We start from the raw sequence: 16,302 nt of genomic DNA on the forward strand, positions 1-16,302 counted from the left end.
GCGGTGCCCACGTCGTGCGTGGTGACCGGGGGTGGCCGCGGTGTCGGCCGGGCGGTGGTGGAACGGCTGGTGGCCACCGGCGCCACCATCGTCGTACTGGAACGCGACGCCGACGCGGTCGACTGGTTGGCCGGCCACCCGGCCGCCGATCGGCTCGTCGCGGTGGTCGGCGACGCCGCCGACGAGCAGGTGGCGGAGCACGCCGCCGAGCTGGCGGACCGCGCCGCGCCGCTGACCGGCTGGGTGAACAACGCGGCCGTGTTCCGCGATGCCACGCTGCACAGCGCGTCGGCCGACACGGTGTTGAACCTGATCGGCTTGAACCTGCGACCAGCCGTGGTGGGCGCCGCGGTCGCCGTCCGCCGCTTCCTGGCCCGCGCCGCCGGCGGCGCGATCGTCAACGTCTCGTCGCACCAGGCCCGTCGACCGGTGTCCGGTGCCCTGCCGTACGCGACAGCGAAGGCCGCCGTGGAGGGGCTGACCCGGGCACTGGCCGTCGAGTACGGGCGGCACGGCATCCGGGCCAACGCGGTCGCGCTCGGCTCGATCGCCACCGAGCGGCACACCGAATTCCTGGCCACGCAGGAGCCCACCCAGGCCCAGTGGATCGACGCCGAGCTGACCCGGCTGCACCCGGTGGGCCGCATCGGGCGGGCCGAGGAGGTGGCCGAGGCGGTCGCGTACCTGCTGTCGCCCGCGGCGAGCTTCATCAACGGGGTGACGTTGCCGGTGGACGGCGGGCGGGCCGTGCTCGGCCTCGACCCAGAGGCCCGCTGACCGGTTCTCGTCGCGCGGCTGCTCCGCGGCGCTGTGTTAGCCTCCGTGCGCGCCCCAGATGGGCCTACCCCCCGGAGGTTCTGGCTACTTCAGCCACCACGCCGAGATCGATGCGATGTACGCGTCTCTCGTGCGGGATCCGGGGCGTCGGTGCCCTCGGGGCTTTGTCATCTGCGTGGCTGGGTGAACGCTGTGGGCCTCCGGTCGGGTCTTCGGATCGACCGGGAAGAAGACGGTACGGATGACAGTCACGTTCAACCACACCATCATCGCCAGCAAGGACAAGAGCGCCTCGGCCACGTTCTACCGGGAGCTGTTCGAGCTGCCGGAGGCACCTTCGTGGGGGCCGTTCGCCAACGTCCAACTGGACGAGGGTGTGCTGCTCCAGTTCGCCGAGCCGCCGGTGGACATCCAGATGCAGCACTACGCGTTCCTCGTCGACGACGAGTTGTTCGTGCGGTGCCTGGCGTTCGTCGAGGGACGTGGCATCACGTACTGGGCCGACCCGCAGCTGAAGCGGGAAGGCGAGACCAACACCGAGCACGGCGGGCGGGGCTTCTACTTCTTCGACCCGTCCGGCCACGCCATCGAGATCATCACCCGGCCTTACCTGTAGGGGCTGGCCGCGGACACCGACCTGTGGACGGAGTGAGGCCAGGCCGATCACCGTCGGTCACCTTCGTCGGGGTGAATGCGGCATTAAGCGGTATACCTCAGAGGTATATTTATACCTCTGAGGTATACATACCGCTCCTTGGCGGATCGACATGGCGGGCCAGCCGAGCGCACGGTGAGGCCACCAGGTAACTCAAGGTCGAGTTAGCCCTGGGGTCAACATCCGCCGTTCGTCAACCTTCGGTTAGGAATTACTCGTCTAGAACGCTTCGTCAGCCACTCCGCTGTAGCCGCGTAGTCCGTGTTGCCGAGCCAGCTCGTAGATGCCATCGAGATGGCCGAGCATCCCTACCGGAAGGGTGAGCAGCACGTACTTCGCCGCATCGTCGGGCGCGTCGACAAGGTCGTATTCGGTCGGTTCGAGGAAATCCACCAGCTCGGGCGAGCGCGACAACAGCTCGGCCCGGAAGCCGGTGACGTCCGGGTGTGGTTCGAGAGGGCCCGTCGCTCCGTCGGCCAAGCCGTCATAGATCTCGCCGGGGTCGCCCACGCCGATCTTCCAGAACGCGAAATCACTGCTCACGGCGATGCTCTCAAACTGCTCGGACGGTGACCGGTCACTCCGGCCGCCTGCGATCGTGCTGCCGTCTGCGCCCATAGCAGATCAGGGCATGATCAGGGCGTTGTCCACAGTGGCAGTGGTTGTCCACAGGGCAGCGTCTTCTCCCTTCACCGTCCGGGCTGCCGCCATAGCGTCGCGCTGTGTCGCACGACGAGGAGACAGAGGTACGCCAGCGTCTGCGCCGGCTGACGGAGGCGGCTGCCGCGCCGCCGCCCCGGCCGCAGGCGCCGCTCGCGGGCGTACCCCCGTCGTCCCTGGTCGGCGCACCGCCCGCGGATGTGCTGCCCCGGTCCGCCGCGTTGGTCGCGGAGTCGTCGTCGGACGGCCTCGCGGTCCCGCCGGGTACGCGGCTGCCGGGTCCCGGGGCGTTCGACCCTGGGCGGCGCGGTGTGCGGGCGTTGGCGGTGGTCGCCGTGGTGGTGGTCGTGGGCGCGGCGGGTTGGGCTTGGCAGGCCCGGCCGCAGTCGGAGCCGGTCGCCCCGCTGGCCAGCGACGCCGCCTCGGCCGCACCGGCTGCGGGTGACCCCAGCGCGTCCGGCTCCGGCGAGGTGGTGGTGGCGGTCGCGGGCAAGGTCCGAAAACCCGGTCTGGTACGCCTGCCGGCCGGGTCCCGGCTCGCCGACGCGGTGCAGGCGGCCGGCGGCGCGCTCCCCGGGGTCGACGTGGCGCTGCTCAACCCCGCCCGCAAGGTCACCGACGGCGAGCTGATCGTGGTTGGGGTGACGCCACCGCCGGTGCCGGGCGGTGCGGCCGGGCCTGCGGCGGGTGGTGCGGCTCCCGCCGCCGGGCCGCTGAACCTCAACACCGCGACACTGGCGCAGCTCGACGCGCTGCCCGGGGTGGGGCCGGTGCTCGCCCAACGGATCCTCACCCACCGAGATCAGCACGGCGGGTTCAAGTCCGTTGGCGACCTACGCCAGGTCGACGGGATCGGCGATGCCCGTTACGAGCAACTCAAGGATCTGGTGACGGTGTGAGCGGGTTCGCCGTCGCCGCTGACCGACCGTCGGTCGGCACGGCTCAGCCCGGGTCACCGGCCGGGCAGCCTCACGCCACGCCGCCGGCTGGCCGGGCCCGGTCCGAGCCGCCGGATCTGCGACTGGCTGGGCTCGCCGTGGCGGCCTGGCTCACCGCGCTCGCCGGCCTGCACCTCGGCAGCCGCGCCGTCCTGCTGGTGGTCGGCACGGCGACCGGCCTGACGGCAGTCGGTGCTCTGCATCTGCTCGGCCGCCTCGGCCGTCGCCGCCCCGTGGCGCGGCGATACGGGTGGATTGCCGTGGCGGTCGGCCTCGGAGTGGTCTGCGGTGGTGCGGCCACCGCCGCCCGGCTGGCCGTTCGCGACGCGCCGACGATCCGTGCCCTCGCCGAGCAACGCGCTCCGATCACCGCCGACCTGGTCGTCCGGGACGACCCGCGCCCGATCCGCAGCGCCGGGCGGCCGGGGATGCTGCTGGTGTCGACCGAGCTGGTCCGGCTCACCGGCCCGGATGGTCGACGCATCCACGCGTCGGTGCGGCTGCTCGTCCTGGCGACCGACCCGGCGTGGCGGGGCCTGCTTCCCGGGCAGCACCTCACCGTCGACGGCCGGCTCGGCGTCCCGCGCGGCGGCGACCTCACCGCGGCAGTGCTCAGCACCAACGGTCCACCGGAGCGGCACGGCGCGCCGTCCTGGGCGCAGCGTGCCGCCGGGGCGCTGCGTAGCGGCCTGCAACGGGCCTGCGCGCCGTTGCCCGACGACCCCGGTGGGCTGCTGCCCGGTCTGGTGGTGGGCGACACCAGTCGACTGCCACCCGCCGTCGAGGAAGACTTCCGAGCCACCGGGATGACCCATCTCAACGCGGTCTCCGGCTCCAACGTGGCGATCGTGGTGGGTGCGGTGTTGTTGCTGGCTCGGTGGGCGCGCGCTGGTCCGTGGCTCGCCGCCGCGCTGTGCGGGGTGGCGCTGGTGGGGTTCGTCATTCTGGTCCGTCCGTCGCCGAGCGTCGTACGGGCCGCCACGATGGGAGCGATCGGGCTGGCCGCGCTCGCCGCCGGTCGTCCTCGGGCAGCGCTGCCCGCGTTGGCGGCCGCGGTCACCGTGCTGGTGCTCGTCGACCCCGAGTTGGCCGGGGACCCCGGGTTCGCGCTCTCCGTGCTGGCCACCGGTGGCCTGCTGCTGCTCGCGCCGCGTTGGCGGGACGGGTTGCGTCGGCGAGGCGTCCCGCCTGGGCTGGCCGAGGCGTTGGCCGTGCCGGCGGCGGCCCAACTTGCCTGCGGCCCGGTCGTCGCCGGGATCTCCGGCACGGTGAGCCTGGTGGCGGTGCCGGCGAACCTGCTGGCGGTGCCGGCCATCGCGCCAGCGACCGTGCTGGGCGTGCTGGCGGCCGTGGTGTCGCCGATCTGGCCGGCCGGTGCCGAGTTCGTCGCGTGGCTGGCGAGCTGGCCGGCCTGGTGGTTGGTGATCATCGCCCGGCAGGGTGCGCGACTGCCGGGCGGCACCCTGCCGTGGCCGGGTGGGGTGCCCGGTGCCCTGCTGCTGACCGGGCTGACCGTTGCGCTGGTGATCGCGGTGCGCCGGCCCCTCGTACGCCGGCTGGTAGCGGTGGTTGGGGTCGCCGCCGTGCTGGGTGCCCTGCCGGTTCGGTTGGTAGCCGCCGGCTGGCCGCCCGCCGGCTGGGTGGTGGTGGCGTGCGCGGTGGGTCAGGGCGACGCCCTGGTGCTCCCGGTCGACCCCGGCCGGGCCGTGGTGGTGGACGCCGGGCCGGAACCGGGTGCGGTGGACGGTTGCCTGCGTCGGCTCGGCGTACGGGAGGTGCCCCTGCTGGTGATCAGCCACTTCCACGCGGACCACGTGGGCGGGGTGGCCGGGGTGTTCCGGGGGCGGCGGGTGGGTGCCGTGTTGACGCCGTCGTCGACCGACCCGGAGAGCGGCCGGGACCTGGTTCGGGCGGCGGCCTCCGGCGGGCGGGCGGCGCTGCTGACCACGGTTGCTGGCGCTCGCCATCCCGTGGGCGGGGTCGACCTGCTGGTGCTCGGCCCGCCGTACCCGTTGGCCGGGACCAGGTCGGACCCGAACAACAACTCGCTGGTGCTGCGCGCCACGGTGGCCGGGGTACGGATCCTGCTGGCCGGCGACGCGGAGACCGAGGAGCAGCACGCGATGGTGGCGCGGGCGGCGCCCGGCCAGTTACGGGCGGACGTGCTGAAGGTCGCCCATCACGGTTCGGCGTACCAGGACCCGGGCTTCCTCGACGCGGTGCGGCCGGCGGTGGCGCTCGTGCCGGTGGGCACGGGCAACACCTACGGGCACCCGAGTCCAGGGCTGCTTGCCCGGCTGAGCAGGGGTGGCGCGCGGGTGCTGCGTACCGACACGGACGGCGATGTGGCGGCGGTCCGAACGGGCGACGGTCTGGCGGTAGCCCGGCGAGGTGTGCCGCCGGGCCGCCAGCCCTGACCCCCGGAACGGCCCGGTTCCCTGGATGCCGTGTGGATCAAGGTGGACGGCTTCCTATTGGACGGGTGACTTGCGGATTAAACGAGGGATTGAGATAGATGTCTGGATTTGCACTGTGTGCGGGCTGCGCCGACCAAGTAGCGAATGAGCAGGCACGATCCCGCCGCAGGCCGTGCGAATATGGGCGGCGTGACCCCCGCCAGCCTCGCCCCCATTCTGCTCGTCCTCGGTGACGAGGAACTGCTCGCCACGCGCGCGGTCACCGAAGCTGTCGCGAAGGTTCGCAGCGTCGACCCCGAGGTGGACGTCCGCGAGTACCAGGCCAGCGCGCTCACCGTCGGCGAGATCGCCGAGATGCTCAGCCCTTCGCTGTTCGGCGGGCGGCGGCTGCTGATCCTGCGCTCCGGCCAGGATGCCCGCAAGGACCTGGTCGCCGCGCTGTTGGCGTACGCGAAGAATCCCGACCCCGACGTTCAACTGCTGGTGCTGCACCTGGGGGGCGCCAAGGGCAAGGCGTTCGCCGATGGCCTGCGGGCGGCTGGCGCGACGGTGGTCCCGGCCGCCAAGCTCAAGGGGCACCGCGACCGGGTGGCCTTCGTCCGCGACGAGATCCGCCGGGCTGGCGGAAAGTGCACCGACGACGCCGCCGAGGCGCTCATCGCCGCGGTCGGCAACGACCTGCGTGAGCTGGCCGCCGCCTGCTCGCAACTGATCGCCGACACCGATGGGCGGATCAGCGCCGAGACGGTCTCCCGTTACTACCGGGGCCGGGTCGAGGTGACCGGCTTCACCGTGGCGGACGCCACCATGGTCGGCGACGTGCCGGCGGCACTGGAGGCACTGCGCTGGGCCCTGCACGTCGGGGTGGACCCGGTGCCCATCGCCGACGCCCTGGCCGACGGGGTGCGCACGGTGGCCCGGGTGGCTTCGGCCGGGCGGGGTAGCCCGTACCAGCTCGCCAGCAGCCTCGGAATGCCCGCCTGGAAGATCGAGCGGGCGCAGCGGCAGGGGCGGGGCTGGACGCCGGAGGGCCTGGTCCGGGCCATGCAGGTCGCCGCCGAGTGCAACGCGGCCGTCAAGGGTGGGTCCGACGACCGGGCGTACGCCCTGGAGCGTGCGGTCTTCTCTGTCGCGGCGGCCCGGCAGGGCAGCACCAGGTGACGAGGGCGAACCGCCCAGCGTGGGCCACCATTTCCGTGGACGAGGAGCGTTACCGGCCGCTCTATGCCCGACTCCTCGGCCTGCGGTTCGTCAACCCCGGCGGCGTGCTGTGCTTCCTCTTCTTCGAGGGTGCCATCGCCCTGGCGGTGCTGCTCGCCCTCGCCGAGTTGGTCAGCTGGTGGGCGGTGCTGGTGCTGCCGGTCGTGGTGGCGGCCATGGTCAAGCTCAACGACATGGTGGCCGCGATCGTGGTCCGCTCCGCCGCGCTCGTGCCTGAGCAGGAACGGGACCGGTTTCGCCGGCAGATGGAACCGGTGGTCGGCCGAGCCCGGGTGGAGTGGGTCTCGCACAGCGTTCCCGGCGTGGTGATCACCGCCGACCCGGTGCCACCACCCCGGCGGGCCGACCCGTCAGACTGAGCGCCAAGCCGTCGGGCAGCGCGCAGAACGGCCGGCCGGAAGAAATCGCGCAGAACGGCCGGCCGGGAGAAACACGGCCGGCCGTTGGACACACGGAAGCCCCGGGCCTGGGCCCGGGGCTTTCCGAATCAGTCTGACGGTGTAGTCGTCAGGCGGAGAGCGACACCACGCGCTTTGCGATCGCGGACTTGCGGTTCGCGGCCTGGTTGGAGTGGATCACGCCCTTGCTGACGGCCTTGTCCAGCTTGCGCGAGGCGTCCAGCATGAGCGCGGTCGCCTTCTCGACGTCACCGGCCTCGGCAGCCTCGTGGAACTTCCGGACGGCGGTCTTCAGCGACGACTTGACCGACTTGTTGCGCAGCCGGGCCTTCTCGTTCTGCCGGTTGCGCTTGATCTGGGACTTGATGTTCGCCACGCGACAGCCTCGTCTTGATAGCTCGGGTTGGTCAGCTTATTGCGCGTGATGACGAACATGCGTCATCGCTGCGCGAAGAGCCAGGTTACCAGGTCGCCCGGGACGAGCCAAAACGGCTCGGCCTTCGCGCGGACGGACCCGGCCCGTCGGGGACCAGGTTACGCCCTCGGCCATGGCGGCGGCTCACCACCAGCCTCGGCGGCAGGCCGCTTCGCGTCACCGCCAGCCCTGGCGGCGGGCCAGCCAATCGAGCGACTGCTCGCCGCTCCACCGCTGGTGGGCGGGCAGGTGCGGCGAGGCCGTCGGCGGTGCCGCCGCGGCGCCGGTGAGGTAGTAGCCGGCCAATGCGGCCAGGGTCGCGTCCAGCGCGTCCGGGGGCGCGCCGGCGGTGGCCGGGTGCGCGGCGAAGAGCCGGTCCGCGTCCAACCCGCTGGCGTACGCGGTGAGCAGCAGCCCGGCCAGGTCGAACCAGGCCGGCCCCGAGCAGACCCAGGTCCAGTCGCAGAACCAGGCTCGGCCGTCCGAGTCGATCAGCACGTTGTCGACCCGCAGGTCGCCGTGGATCAGGCCGGTCGCCGCGGCGGCGTACCGGGGGAGGCGGGACTCCAACTCCACCAGCTCGGGCAGCCGGCCCAGGAGCGGCGCGGGCAGTTCTGGGGTCGGCTCGCGGCCGGCGGCGACCTCCTCCCACCAGAGGATGTCCGACCGGGCCAGGTCGGCCAGGCGCGGCAGGCCGAGCGCGGTCAGCTCGGCCGGCGGGTCGGCCAGGGCGGCGGCGATTCGCGCGTACCCGGCGAGGGTGGCGTCCAGCTCGGCGGGCCTCCAGGGCAGGTGCGGGGTGTGCCCGTCGACGGCGTCGGTGCACAGCACGAACCAGCCGGCCGCGGAGAGGGTCCACCGGGGGCGGGGCGCCGGCAGGTCCGCCGGCAGCCGATCGAGGATCGCGGCCTCTCGGGCGTACCAGTCGACCAGATGCGGTTGCTCGGCGGCGGGTGCGGCCTTGACGAAGGCCCGACCGCCGTCGGCGGTGTCGAGCACGGCGGCGAAGCCCCGGGTGAAGCCCGCGCCCGCGACCCGGGCGGTGACCACCGGCGCGCCGAGCCGTTCGGCGACGGCGGTCCGCAGCGCCGCCGGCAGCGTCGGCCACGACGGGCGCAGGGCGCTCGCGTGGTACGGCACCGGCGGCAGCAGGGGAGGGGACATCCCACCATGCTGCCCCGGGGTACGTGCGCGACGCACGGCGACACTGCCAGACTGCCAAGCCATGAGGACCGAGGACTTCTGGCAGCTGATCGACGAGGCTCGGGCCGGCGGCGGGGGTGAGCCCGGCCCGGTCGCCGCGCGGGCCGTGGCGCTGCTCGCCGAGCGCGACCCGGAGGACATCATCGGGTACGCGCGGCACCAGACGCGGGTGTTGGCCGCCTCGCACAAGGCGGATCTGTGGGGAGCGGCGTACCTGATCAACGGTGGGGCCTCGGCCGACGGTTTCGAACACTTTCGGGGCTGGCTGATGACCCAGGGGCGTGCCGTCTTCGCCCGCGCGGTCGCCGAACCGGACTCGCTGGCCGAACTGCCCCAGGTGCGGGCGGCCTCGCTCAGCGGCGAGGAGTTCTCCGCCGAGCAGATGCTCTCGGTGCCCTGGGACGCGTACCGCAAGGCCACCGCGACCGAACTGCCGGCGGACCGCGACCCGGTCCGGACGCCGGACCTCAACGACTTCTGGGACTTCGACGACGAGGACGAGGCGCGTCGACGGCTGCCCCGGCTGGCCGCGCTCTTCGTCGAGCCGCCCATGGAGTGAGGGGTCCTCGGGGCGATCCATCGCCCGCGCAGCGGGCGCACCCCGGCGGCGTGGGAACATAGAGGGGGTCGGCGGCGCGCCGGCCTGTTCACGTCAGCCGACCAGAACGGACCGCTGTGCCACCGAAGCTCGATCCCGGCGCGAACGCCCCTGGTGCCACCGACCCCGGTCGCATCCGGAACTTCGGCATCATCGCCCACATCGACCACGGGAAGTCGACCCTGGCCGACCGGATGTTGCAGCTCACCGGCGTGGTCGACCCGCGGCAGATGCGCGCGCAGTACCTGGACCGGATGGACATCGAGCGCGAGCGCGGCATCACCATCAAGAGCCAGGCCGTCCGCATGCCGTGGACCATCCGCGAGGGTGAGCGGGCCGGCGAGCACGCGGTGCTCAACATGATCGACACCCCGGGGCACGTGGACTTCACCTACGAGGTGTCCCGGTCGTTGGCCGCCTGCGAGGGCGCCGTGCTGCTGGTCGACGCCGCGCAGGGCATCGAGGCGCAGACCCTGGCCAACCTCTACCTGGCTCTCGAGAACGACCTGCGCATCATCCCGGTGCTCAACAAGATCGACCTGCCGGCCGCGCAGCCGGAGAAGTACGCCGAGGAGTTGGCCCACCTGATCGGCGGCGACCCCGCCGACTGCATCCGGGTCTCCGGCAAGACCGGCGAGGGCGTCCCGTACCTGCTCGACGAGATCGTCCGGCAGTTCATCCCACCGGTCGGTGACGCCGTGGCGCCCGCCCGGGCGATGATCTTCGATTCGGTGTACGACGTCTACCGGGGCGTCGTCACGTACGTCCGGGTCATCGACGGCCGGATCAGCGCCCGTGACCGGATCAAGATGATGTCCACCGGTGCGGTGCACGAGCTGCTGGAGATCGGCGTCATCTCACCCGAGATGGTCAAGGCCGAGGCGCTCGGCGTCGGCGAGGTCGGCTACCTGATCACCGGTGTGAAGGACGTCCGCCAGTCCCGGGTCGGTGACACGGTCACCATCAACAGCCGGCCGGCGGCCGAGGCGTTGGGTGGCTACAAGGACCCGAAGCCGATGGTCTACTCCGGCCTCTACCCGATCGACGGGTCCGACTACCCGAACCTGCGCGAGGCGTTGGACAAGCTCAAGCTCAACGACGCCGCCCTGGACTACGAGCCGGAGACCTCCGGCGCGCTCGGCTTCGGCTTCCGCTGTGGCTTCCTCGGCCTGCTCCACCTGGAGATCATCCGGGAGCGGCTGGAGCGCGAGTACAACCTCGACCTGATCTCCACCGCGCCCAACGTCGTCTACCGGGCGATCACGGACGACGGCGAGGAGATCGTCGTCACCAACCCGAGCGAGTACCCCACCGGCAAGATCGCCGAGGTGTATGAGCCGGTGGTCCGGGCCACCGTGCTGACGCCCAACGACTACGTGGGCGCGGTCATGGAGCTCTGCCAGGGTCGGCGCGGCACCCTGCTCGGCATGGACTACCTCTCCGCCGACCGGGTGGAGTTGCGCTACACGCTGCCCCTCGCGGAGATCATCTACGACTTCTTCGACCAGCTGAAGAGTCGTACCAAGGGCTACGCCTCGCTCGACTACGAGCCCTCCGGCGAGCAGGCGTCCGACCTGGTGAAGGTGGACATCCTGCTGCACGGCGAGCCGGTGGACGCGTTCAGCGCCATCGTGCACAAGGACAAGGCGTACAACTACGGCGTCACCATCGCCGCCAAGCTACGTACCCTGATCCCGCGCCAGCAGTTCGAGGTACCGATCCAGGCGGCCATCGGCAGCCGGGTCATCGCCCGGGAGACCATCCGGGCGATCCGCAAGGACGTTCTCGCCAAGTGCTACGGCGGCGACATCAGCCGTAAGCGCAAGCTGCTGGAGAAGCAGAAGGAAGGCAAGAAGCGGATGAAGATGGTCGGCCGGGTCGAGGTGCCGCAGGAGGCGTTCATCGCCGCCCTCTCCTCCGACTCCGGCGACGGCAAGGCCGCCGGCAAGAAGTAGGTCGCGACGCCGTACGCGCCCGGGTGACAACGCGCCCGGGCGCGTCGCGTTTGCGGGCGTCTCGCCCGCTCTACCCCCGTCGGGTCTGTTGGGCCGCGGTGACTGCCGGCTGAGCGACGAGGTGCGGCGAGTGGGGCCGGCCGGCGCGGAAAATTTTTCTGTCGCTGTCGTGGGGGTCGGCCGGTCGACGAGATGGGCTCCTACCTGTGTGGACGCACTCACGCGTCAACCGACGCACCTCCAAACCATTGACGACTGACGTTGTCCTTTGCGGTGAGTCGGTTTGGGCTTTCGGCGGGTCGGGCACTTAGCCGTCACGACAGGAAGCACACACCTCGTGTGTCAGACATTCTTTTGAAGGAGGGCGACCGTGGAGTTCACCGTGTGGGGCATCATCACCGCGATCGTTGTTGGTCTCATCGTCGGCGCGCTCGGCCGCCTGGTCGTCCCGGGCCGGCAGAACATGCCGATCTGGCTGCACATGCTGATCGGTATCGGCGCGGCCCTGCTGGGCACCGTCCTGGCGCGCGCCGTCGGCATCGCCACCGAGACGAGCGGTATCGACTGGGGCGAGCTGCTGGTGCAGGTCGTGCTGGCCGCGATCGCCGTCGCGCTGGTGGCTGGCGTGGGTGGCCGCCGCCGCGTGACCCGGTAACACCACAGCAGCAACCCGTACCACCGCGACACCTCCGATGGGCGCCCGGCCGACAGGTCGGGCGCCCATCGGCGTTCTGCCGACCGCGACGGCCATCGCCGTGCCAACTCGCGCCCAGGCCGCCTCGATGAATGCCCACAGCCGGGCCTCGTCGGCGGGAGTGTCCCAGGGGTATCGGTGGTCGTCCCGCCTGACGTCGCTGGCGCGCCGTCGGCGTCTCCAGCGTCCCGCCCGACGTCGCCGGCGCTCTTTCGGGCGTCTCCGGCGGGCCCGGGTCGCGGTGATCGACTCGGTTTTGGTGATGTCGGGGTGTCCCGGCGGGTGTGATGCCGCGATTTCAATGACCTCGTGTTGATCATGCCTCGCCGCCTCGCCGCCTCGCCGCCTCGCCGCCTCGCCGCCTCGCCGCCTCGCCGCCTCGCGGCCTCGCCGCCTCGCGGCCTCGCGGCCTCGCGGCCTCGCGGCCTCGCGGCCTCGCGGCCTCGCGGCCTCGCCGCCTCGCGGCCTCGCCGCCTCGCGGCCTCGCGGCCTCGCGGCGGCCCGGCGGCCTCGGTGGGAACCGCAGTGGAACGTGTTCTTGTCGGCCAAGTCGTGATCGTTTGGTGACTGAAGTCGGTTTGGATTTTGGGTGGGTCGGGCAATTAACGGTCACGACAGGAAGCACACGCACCGTGTGTCAGACATTCTTTGAAGGAGGGTGGCCGTGGAGCTCACCGTGTGGGGCATCATCACTGCGATCGTTGTTGGTCTCATCGTCGGCGCGTTCGGCCGCCTGGTCGTCCCGGGCCGGCAGAACATGCCGATCTGGCTGCACATGCTGATCGGTATCGGCGCCGCGCTGCTGGGCACCGTCCTGGCGCGCGCCATCGGCATCGCGACCGAGACGAACGGTGTCGACTGGGGCGAGCTGCTGGTGCAGGTCGTGGTGGCCGCGATCGCGGTCGCGCTGGTGGCCGGCGTGGGTCGCCGCCGCAGCGTCACCCGATAACGACCCGGCATCATCTGACGACACCGCATCACCTGTAGGACAGCACGACTGGAAAGAGCGCCCGGCCGAGAGCCGGGCGCTCTTTCGTGCTGAAGTGCCCGCCTTCGGCCCGATGCCGGAACGCCGGTCGTCGGGCCTCTGCGGTACGGTCGCCACGCTTCGGCCAGTCCGCCCACTGTCGTAAAGGAATTCTCCGTACTAGGGTGCGGCGGAGAAGGTTAGTTCCAGGCGGCGCGAGGGGAGAAGTGGCGTGAACAGGTGGAAGCGGCTGGCCCCGGTCACCGCCATGGTGGCCTCGGCCGCGATGGTGCTGACCGGCTGTGGAGGCTCCGGCGACGACGCGGCCGACGACAGCAAGCTCACGGTCTGGATGATGGGCGAGGGCGGGGACGCGCAGAACTCCTTCCTCGACGGGGTCGAGGCCGAGTTCCGCCAGAAGCACCCCGACACCGATGTGGTGGTGCAGTACATCCCCTGGCTGGAGGCGCCCAAGAAGTTCCAGGCCGCGCTCGCCGGTGGTGAGGGCCCGGACATCACCGAGCTGGGCAACACCGAGACTCAGGGTTGGGCCGCCCAGGAGGCGCTCGCCGACGTGAGTGGTCGGATGGGCGGCTGGGCCGACGGCAAGGATCTGCTGCCCGACCTGGTGCGCAACGCGCAGCTCGACGGCAAGCAGTACGGCGTGCCCTGGTACGCGGGTGTGCGTGCGATCTACTACCGCACCGACTGGTTCGCCGAGGCCGGCGTGCAGCCCCCGAAGACCTGGGACGATCTGGTCACGGTGGCCAAGGCCGTGCAGGCGAAGAAGAAGGGCAGCTACGGCATCGCGCTGCCCGGCAATTCCGAGCTGCCCTTCTACTCCTTCCTCTGGGGCGCGGGCGGCGAGATCGCCAGCAACCAGGGCGGCACCTGGAAGTCCGGCTACACCACTCCCGAGGCACAGCGGGCCGTCAAGTTCTGGACCGACCTGGTGACCGTGCACAAGGTCGCACCGCCGGCGGCGGCGGGTTGGAACGAGATCGACGCGCGTACCCAGTTCGCCACCGGCAAGGCCGCGATGGCCTTCGCCGGCAGCTGGCAGCAGGGCGCCATCAAGAAGGACAACCCCGAGATCGAGAAGGTCTGGGGTACGTTCCCGATTCCCGGCCCGGACGGTAAGGCGGCGCCCGGTTTCGCGGGCGGCTCGGACGTGGCCATCTGGAAGGACAGCGAGCGACAGGACCTGGCCTGGGACTACCTGACCGTGCTGCTGAACAAGAAGAACGCGCAGAGCTTCGCGAGCAGCCTCGGGTTCTTCCCGGTCTACCAGGACCTGGTCTCCGGTGACGCGTACGCGAACGACAAGGTGATGGCGGCGTTCGCCACCACCATGCAGAACACCAAGCTCACGCCGCTCACCCCGAAGTGGGTGGAGGTCAGCCGGACGAAGACGGTGACCCAGGCGATGAACAGCTCGGTCATGAAGGGTCAGAAGACGGTCGAGAAGGCTACCGCCGACGCGGCCGGTGAGATGGAAAGCATTTTGAACAGCAAGTGAGCTCACAGACCAAAAGCCCGGAGACGGCCGCCGCGCGGGAGACCCCCGCGCGGCGGCGTCGCCGGGTGGACCGCCTGCCCTACCTGCTGCTCCTGCCCGCCCTGCTGATCATCGGGGTGCTGCTGCTCTGGCCGCTCGGCCAGGTCGTGGTGATGTCCTTCTACCGGCTGAACAGCGTCCGGCAACTGCGCGGCGATCGGGAGTGGCCGTGGGTGGGGCTCGGCAACTACACCGACATTCTCTCCGACCCGTTCTTCCTGACCGTGCTGCGCAACACGGTGCTGTTCGCCGCGGCCAACGTGCTGCTCACGATGGTGCTGGGCACCCTGGTGGGGCTGCTGCTCAACCGGCTCGGTCGCAAGATGGCGACGTTCGTGGCCAGTTGCGTCATGCTCGCCTGGGCCACGCCGGCGCTGACCGGCACCATCGTCTGGAAATGGATCTTCGACGACACGAGCGGCCTGGTCACGTGGCTGTTCAACGCGCTGCCGGACGGGCTCTCGAACAGCCTGTTCGGGCGCAGCGACTGGACCGGCTACGGCTGGTTCAACTCGCCGCTGCTCTTCTTCGCCATCCTCACCCTGGTGGTGGTCTGGCACTCGTTCCCGTTCATCGCGGTGAGCGTGCTGGCCGGTCTCAAGAGCGTGCCGAGTGAGCTGCACGAGGCGGCCCGGGTGGACGGCGCCAGCCCGTGGCGGGTCTTCTGGAAGATCACCTTCCCGTTGCTGCGCCCGGTCTTCGGGATCCTGATCGTGCTCTCCACGATCTGGGACTTCAAGGTCTTCACCCAGCAGTTCGTGCTGGCCGGCGGCACCCAGGACCGGCCGACATTCATGCTCGCCATCTACTCGTACGCCGAAGCCTTCTCTCCGCCGCCGAAGTACGGGCTCGGCGCGGCCATCGCGGTGATCCTCACGCTGATCCTGCTCGTGGTCACCGGCTTCTACGTACGGATGGTGCTCAGGCAGGAGGACGAGTCGTGAAGAAGGTCGCCCTCAACGGCGCCGGGCTGCTGGTCGCGCTCTTCGCGGCGTTCCCGGTCTACTGGATGATCTCCACCTCGCTGAAGCCGAGCAACGAGATCTTCTCGGCCACCCCGCAGCCGGTGCCGACCCATCCGACGTTGGCGCACTACCGGGAGATCCTGACCGGCAACCTGATCCCCGGCGTCAGCTTCCTCGACTTCTTCCTCAACAGCGCGCTGGTCGCTGTCTCCACGGTGGTGCTCAGCGGTCTGGTCGCCTTGCTCGCCGCGACCGCGGTGGCCCGGTTCCGCTTCAAGCTGCGGACCAGCTTCCTGATCATGCTGCTGGTGGTGCAGATGATCCCGCTGGAGGCCCTGGTCATCCCGCTGTTCCTGATGATCCAGCGGCTGGGGCTCTACAACACCCTGCCCAGCCTGATCCTCACGTACCTCGGTTTCTCGCTGCCGTTCGCGGTCTGGATGCTGCGCGGGTTCGTCGCCGCGGTGCCCAAGGAGTTGGAGGAGGCGGCCGCGATCGACGGGGCCAGCCGGGCCCAGACCTTCCGCCGGGTGCTCTTCCCACTGGTCGCGCCCGGCCTCGTGGCCACCAGCATCTTCTCCTTCATCACGGCGTGGAACGAGTTGATCTTCGCGTTGACGTTCATCAACGACCAGGGCAGCTACACGCTGCCGGTGGCGATGACCTTCTTCTTCGGCCGGGACGACACCAACTGGGGCCCGGTGATGGCCGCCTCCACCCTGTTCACCCTGCCGGTCATCATCTTCTTCCTGCTGGTGCAGCGGCGGATGGTCTCCGGCCTGGTCGCCGGCGCCGTCAAGGGCTGAGCCCCGCGACAGCCGAGGCCGACGCCGGCCTACGTGCGGACGGCTGACGTCGGTGCCGGCCCCCGCGCCGCGAGG

Annotated in this window: 16 protein-coding genes; 13 read left to right on the forward strand and 3 right to left on the reverse strand. The window is 70.9% G+C overall.

Features of this window, described 5'->3' with window-relative positions; all coding sequences use genetic code 11:
• The first annotated feature begins 3 nt into the window (after positions 1 to 3).
• A complete protein-coding gene (locus AC5L30_RS29260; RefSeq protein WP_494871193.1) occupies positions 4 to 777 on the forward strand; it encodes an SDR family NAD(P)-dependent oxidoreductase in 774 nt (257 codons plus the stop codon).
• 241 nt (positions 778 to 1,018) lie between these two features.
• A complete protein-coding gene (locus AC5L30_RS29265; protein WP_494871195.1) occupies positions 1,019 to 1,393 on the forward strand; it encodes a VOC family protein in 375 nt (124 codons plus the stop codon).
• A gap of 258 nt (positions 1,394 to 1,651) precedes the next feature.
• On the opposite strand, the gene AC5L30_RS29270 is transcribed toward AC5L30_RS29265, so the two are convergent.
• Complete coding sequence (locus AC5L30_RS29270; protein WP_494871197.1) at positions 1,652 to 2,050, reverse strand: hypothetical protein; 399 nt, start codon at positions 2,048 to 2,050, stop codon at positions 1,652 to 1,654.
• Between the two features lie 104 nt (positions 2,051 to 2,154).
• Between AC5L30_RS29270 and AC5L30_RS29275 the strand changes: the two genes are divergently transcribed.
• The 4 genes from AC5L30_RS29275 (at position 2,155) to AC5L30_RS29290 (ending at position 7,027) form a co-directional block, all read left to right on the forward strand.
• Positions 2,155 to 2,991, forward strand: coding sequence for a ComEA family DNA-binding protein (locus AC5L30_RS29275; protein WP_494871198.1), 837 nt, complete (start codon positions 2,155 to 2,157; stop codon positions 2,989 to 2,991).
• Complete coding sequence (locus AC5L30_RS29280) at positions 2,988 to 5,447, forward strand: ComEC/Rec2 family competence protein (RefSeq protein ID WP_494871200.1); 2,460 nt, start codon at positions 2,988 to 2,990, stop codon at positions 5,445 to 5,447. The genes AC5L30_RS29275 and AC5L30_RS29280 overlap by 4 nt, the downstream gene beginning before the upstream one ends.
• A 180-nt stretch (positions 5,448 to 5,627) precedes the next feature.
• Positions 5,628 to 6,608 (forward strand): DNA polymerase III subunit delta, encoded by a 981-nt coding sequence (gene holA / locus AC5L30_RS29285; protein ID WP_433311878.1) that lies wholly within the window; start codon positions 5,628 to 5,630, stop codon positions 6,606 to 6,608.
• Positions 6,605 to 7,027, forward strand: a complete 423-nt coding sequence (locus tag AC5L30_RS29290) for a hypothetical protein (RefSeq protein WP_494871201.1) — start codon at positions 6,605 to 6,607, stop codon at positions 7,025 to 7,027. The genes holA and AC5L30_RS29290 overlap by 4 nt, the downstream gene beginning before the upstream one ends.
• 148 nt (positions 7,028 to 7,175) lie before the next feature.
• Here the strand turns inward: AC5L30_RS29290 and rpsT are convergent, their stop codons facing one another.
• A complete protein-coding gene (gene rpsT, locus AC5L30_RS29295) occupies positions 7,176 to 7,442 on the reverse strand; it encodes a 30S ribosomal protein S20 (RefSeq protein ID WP_030491765.1) in 267 nt (88 codons plus the stop codon).
• Between the two features lie 216 nt (positions 7,443 to 7,658).
• A complete protein-coding gene (locus AC5L30_RS29300) occupies positions 7,659 to 8,645 on the reverse strand; it encodes a phosphotransferase family protein (protein WP_494871203.1) in 987 nt (328 codons plus the stop codon).
• A 61-nt stretch (positions 8,646 to 8,706) separates the two neighbouring features.
• On the opposite strand from AC5L30_RS29300, the gene AC5L30_RS29305 reads away from it, so the two are divergent.
• The 7 genes from AC5L30_RS29305 (at position 8,707) to AC5L30_RS29335 (ending at position 16,227) form a co-directional block, all read left to right on the forward strand.
• On the forward strand, positions 8,707 to 9,243 hold the full coding sequence (locus tag AC5L30_RS29305; RefSeq protein WP_112588292.1) for a DUF4240 domain-containing protein: 537 nt from the start codon (positions 8,707 to 8,709) through the stop codon (positions 9,241 to 9,243).
• 116 nt (positions 9,244 to 9,359) lie between these two features.
• The gene (gene lepA / locus AC5L30_RS29310; protein WP_112620143.1) at positions 9,360 to 11,237 is read left to right on the forward strand and encodes a translation elongation factor 4; all 1,878 of its coding nucleotides are present in this window, start codon (positions 9,360 to 9,362) and stop codon (positions 11,235 to 11,237) included.
• A 370-nt stretch (positions 11,238 to 11,607) separates the two neighbouring features.
• Positions 11,608 to 11,892: a GlsB/YeaQ/YmgE family stress response membrane protein gene (locus AC5L30_RS29315; protein ID WP_494871206.1), complete on the forward strand. Its 285-nt coding sequence runs from the start codon at positions 11,608 to 11,610 to the stop codon at positions 11,890 to 11,892.
• A 703-nt stretch (positions 11,893 to 12,595) separates the two neighbouring features.
• Entirely contained in the window at positions 12,596 to 12,880 is a 285-nt protein-coding gene (locus tag AC5L30_RS29320) for a GlsB/YeaQ/YmgE family stress response membrane protein (protein ID WP_494871207.1), read from the forward strand.
• Positions 12,881 to 13,130: 250 nt separating this feature from the next.
• Positions 13,131 to 14,417 (forward strand): sugar ABC transporter substrate-binding protein, encoded by a 1,287-nt coding sequence (locus AC5L30_RS29325; RefSeq protein WP_494871208.1) that lies wholly within the window; start codon positions 13,131 to 13,133, stop codon positions 14,415 to 14,417.
• Positions 14,414 to 15,400, forward strand: a complete 987-nt coding sequence (locus tag AC5L30_RS29330) for a carbohydrate ABC transporter permease (RefSeq protein WP_494871209.1) — start codon at positions 14,414 to 14,416, stop codon at positions 15,398 to 15,400. Before AC5L30_RS29325 ends, AC5L30_RS29330 begins: the two co-directional genes overlap by 4 nt.
• Positions 15,397 to 16,227 carry a carbohydrate ABC transporter permease gene (locus tag AC5L30_RS29335; RefSeq protein ID WP_387172154.1) on the forward strand — a complete coding sequence of 277 codons (831 nt, stop codon included), beginning with the start codon at positions 15,397 to 15,399 and terminating at the stop codon, positions 16,225 to 16,227. Before AC5L30_RS29330 ends, AC5L30_RS29335 begins: the two co-directional genes overlap by 4 nt.
• Positions 16,228 to 16,302: the final 75 nt, after the last annotated feature.

The organism is Micromonospora sp. BQ32, from assembly GCF_059358895.1.

Bases quoted from the DNA above. Each gene is read 5' to 3' on its own strand.
- holA (WP_433311878.1), top strand. From the start codon at position 5,628: ATGGGCGGCGTGACCCCCGCCAGCCTCGCCCCCATTCTGCTCGTCCTC.
- AC5L30_RS29270 (WP_494871197.1), bottom strand. From the start codon at position 2,050: ATGGGCGCAGACGGCAGCACGATCGCAGGCGGCCGGAGTGACCGGTCA.
- AC5L30_RS29305 (WP_112588292.1), top strand. From the start codon at position 8,707: ATGAGGACCGAGGACTTCTGGCAGCTGATCGACGAGGCTCGGGCCGGC.
- AC5L30_RS29265 (WP_494871195.1), top strand. From the start codon at position 1,019: ATGACAGTCACGTTCAACCACACCATCATCGCCAGCAAGGACAAGAGC.
- AC5L30_RS29300 (WP_494871203.1), bottom strand. From the start codon at position 8,645: ATGTCCCCTCCCCTGCTGCCGCCGGTGCCGTACCACGCGAGCGCCCTG.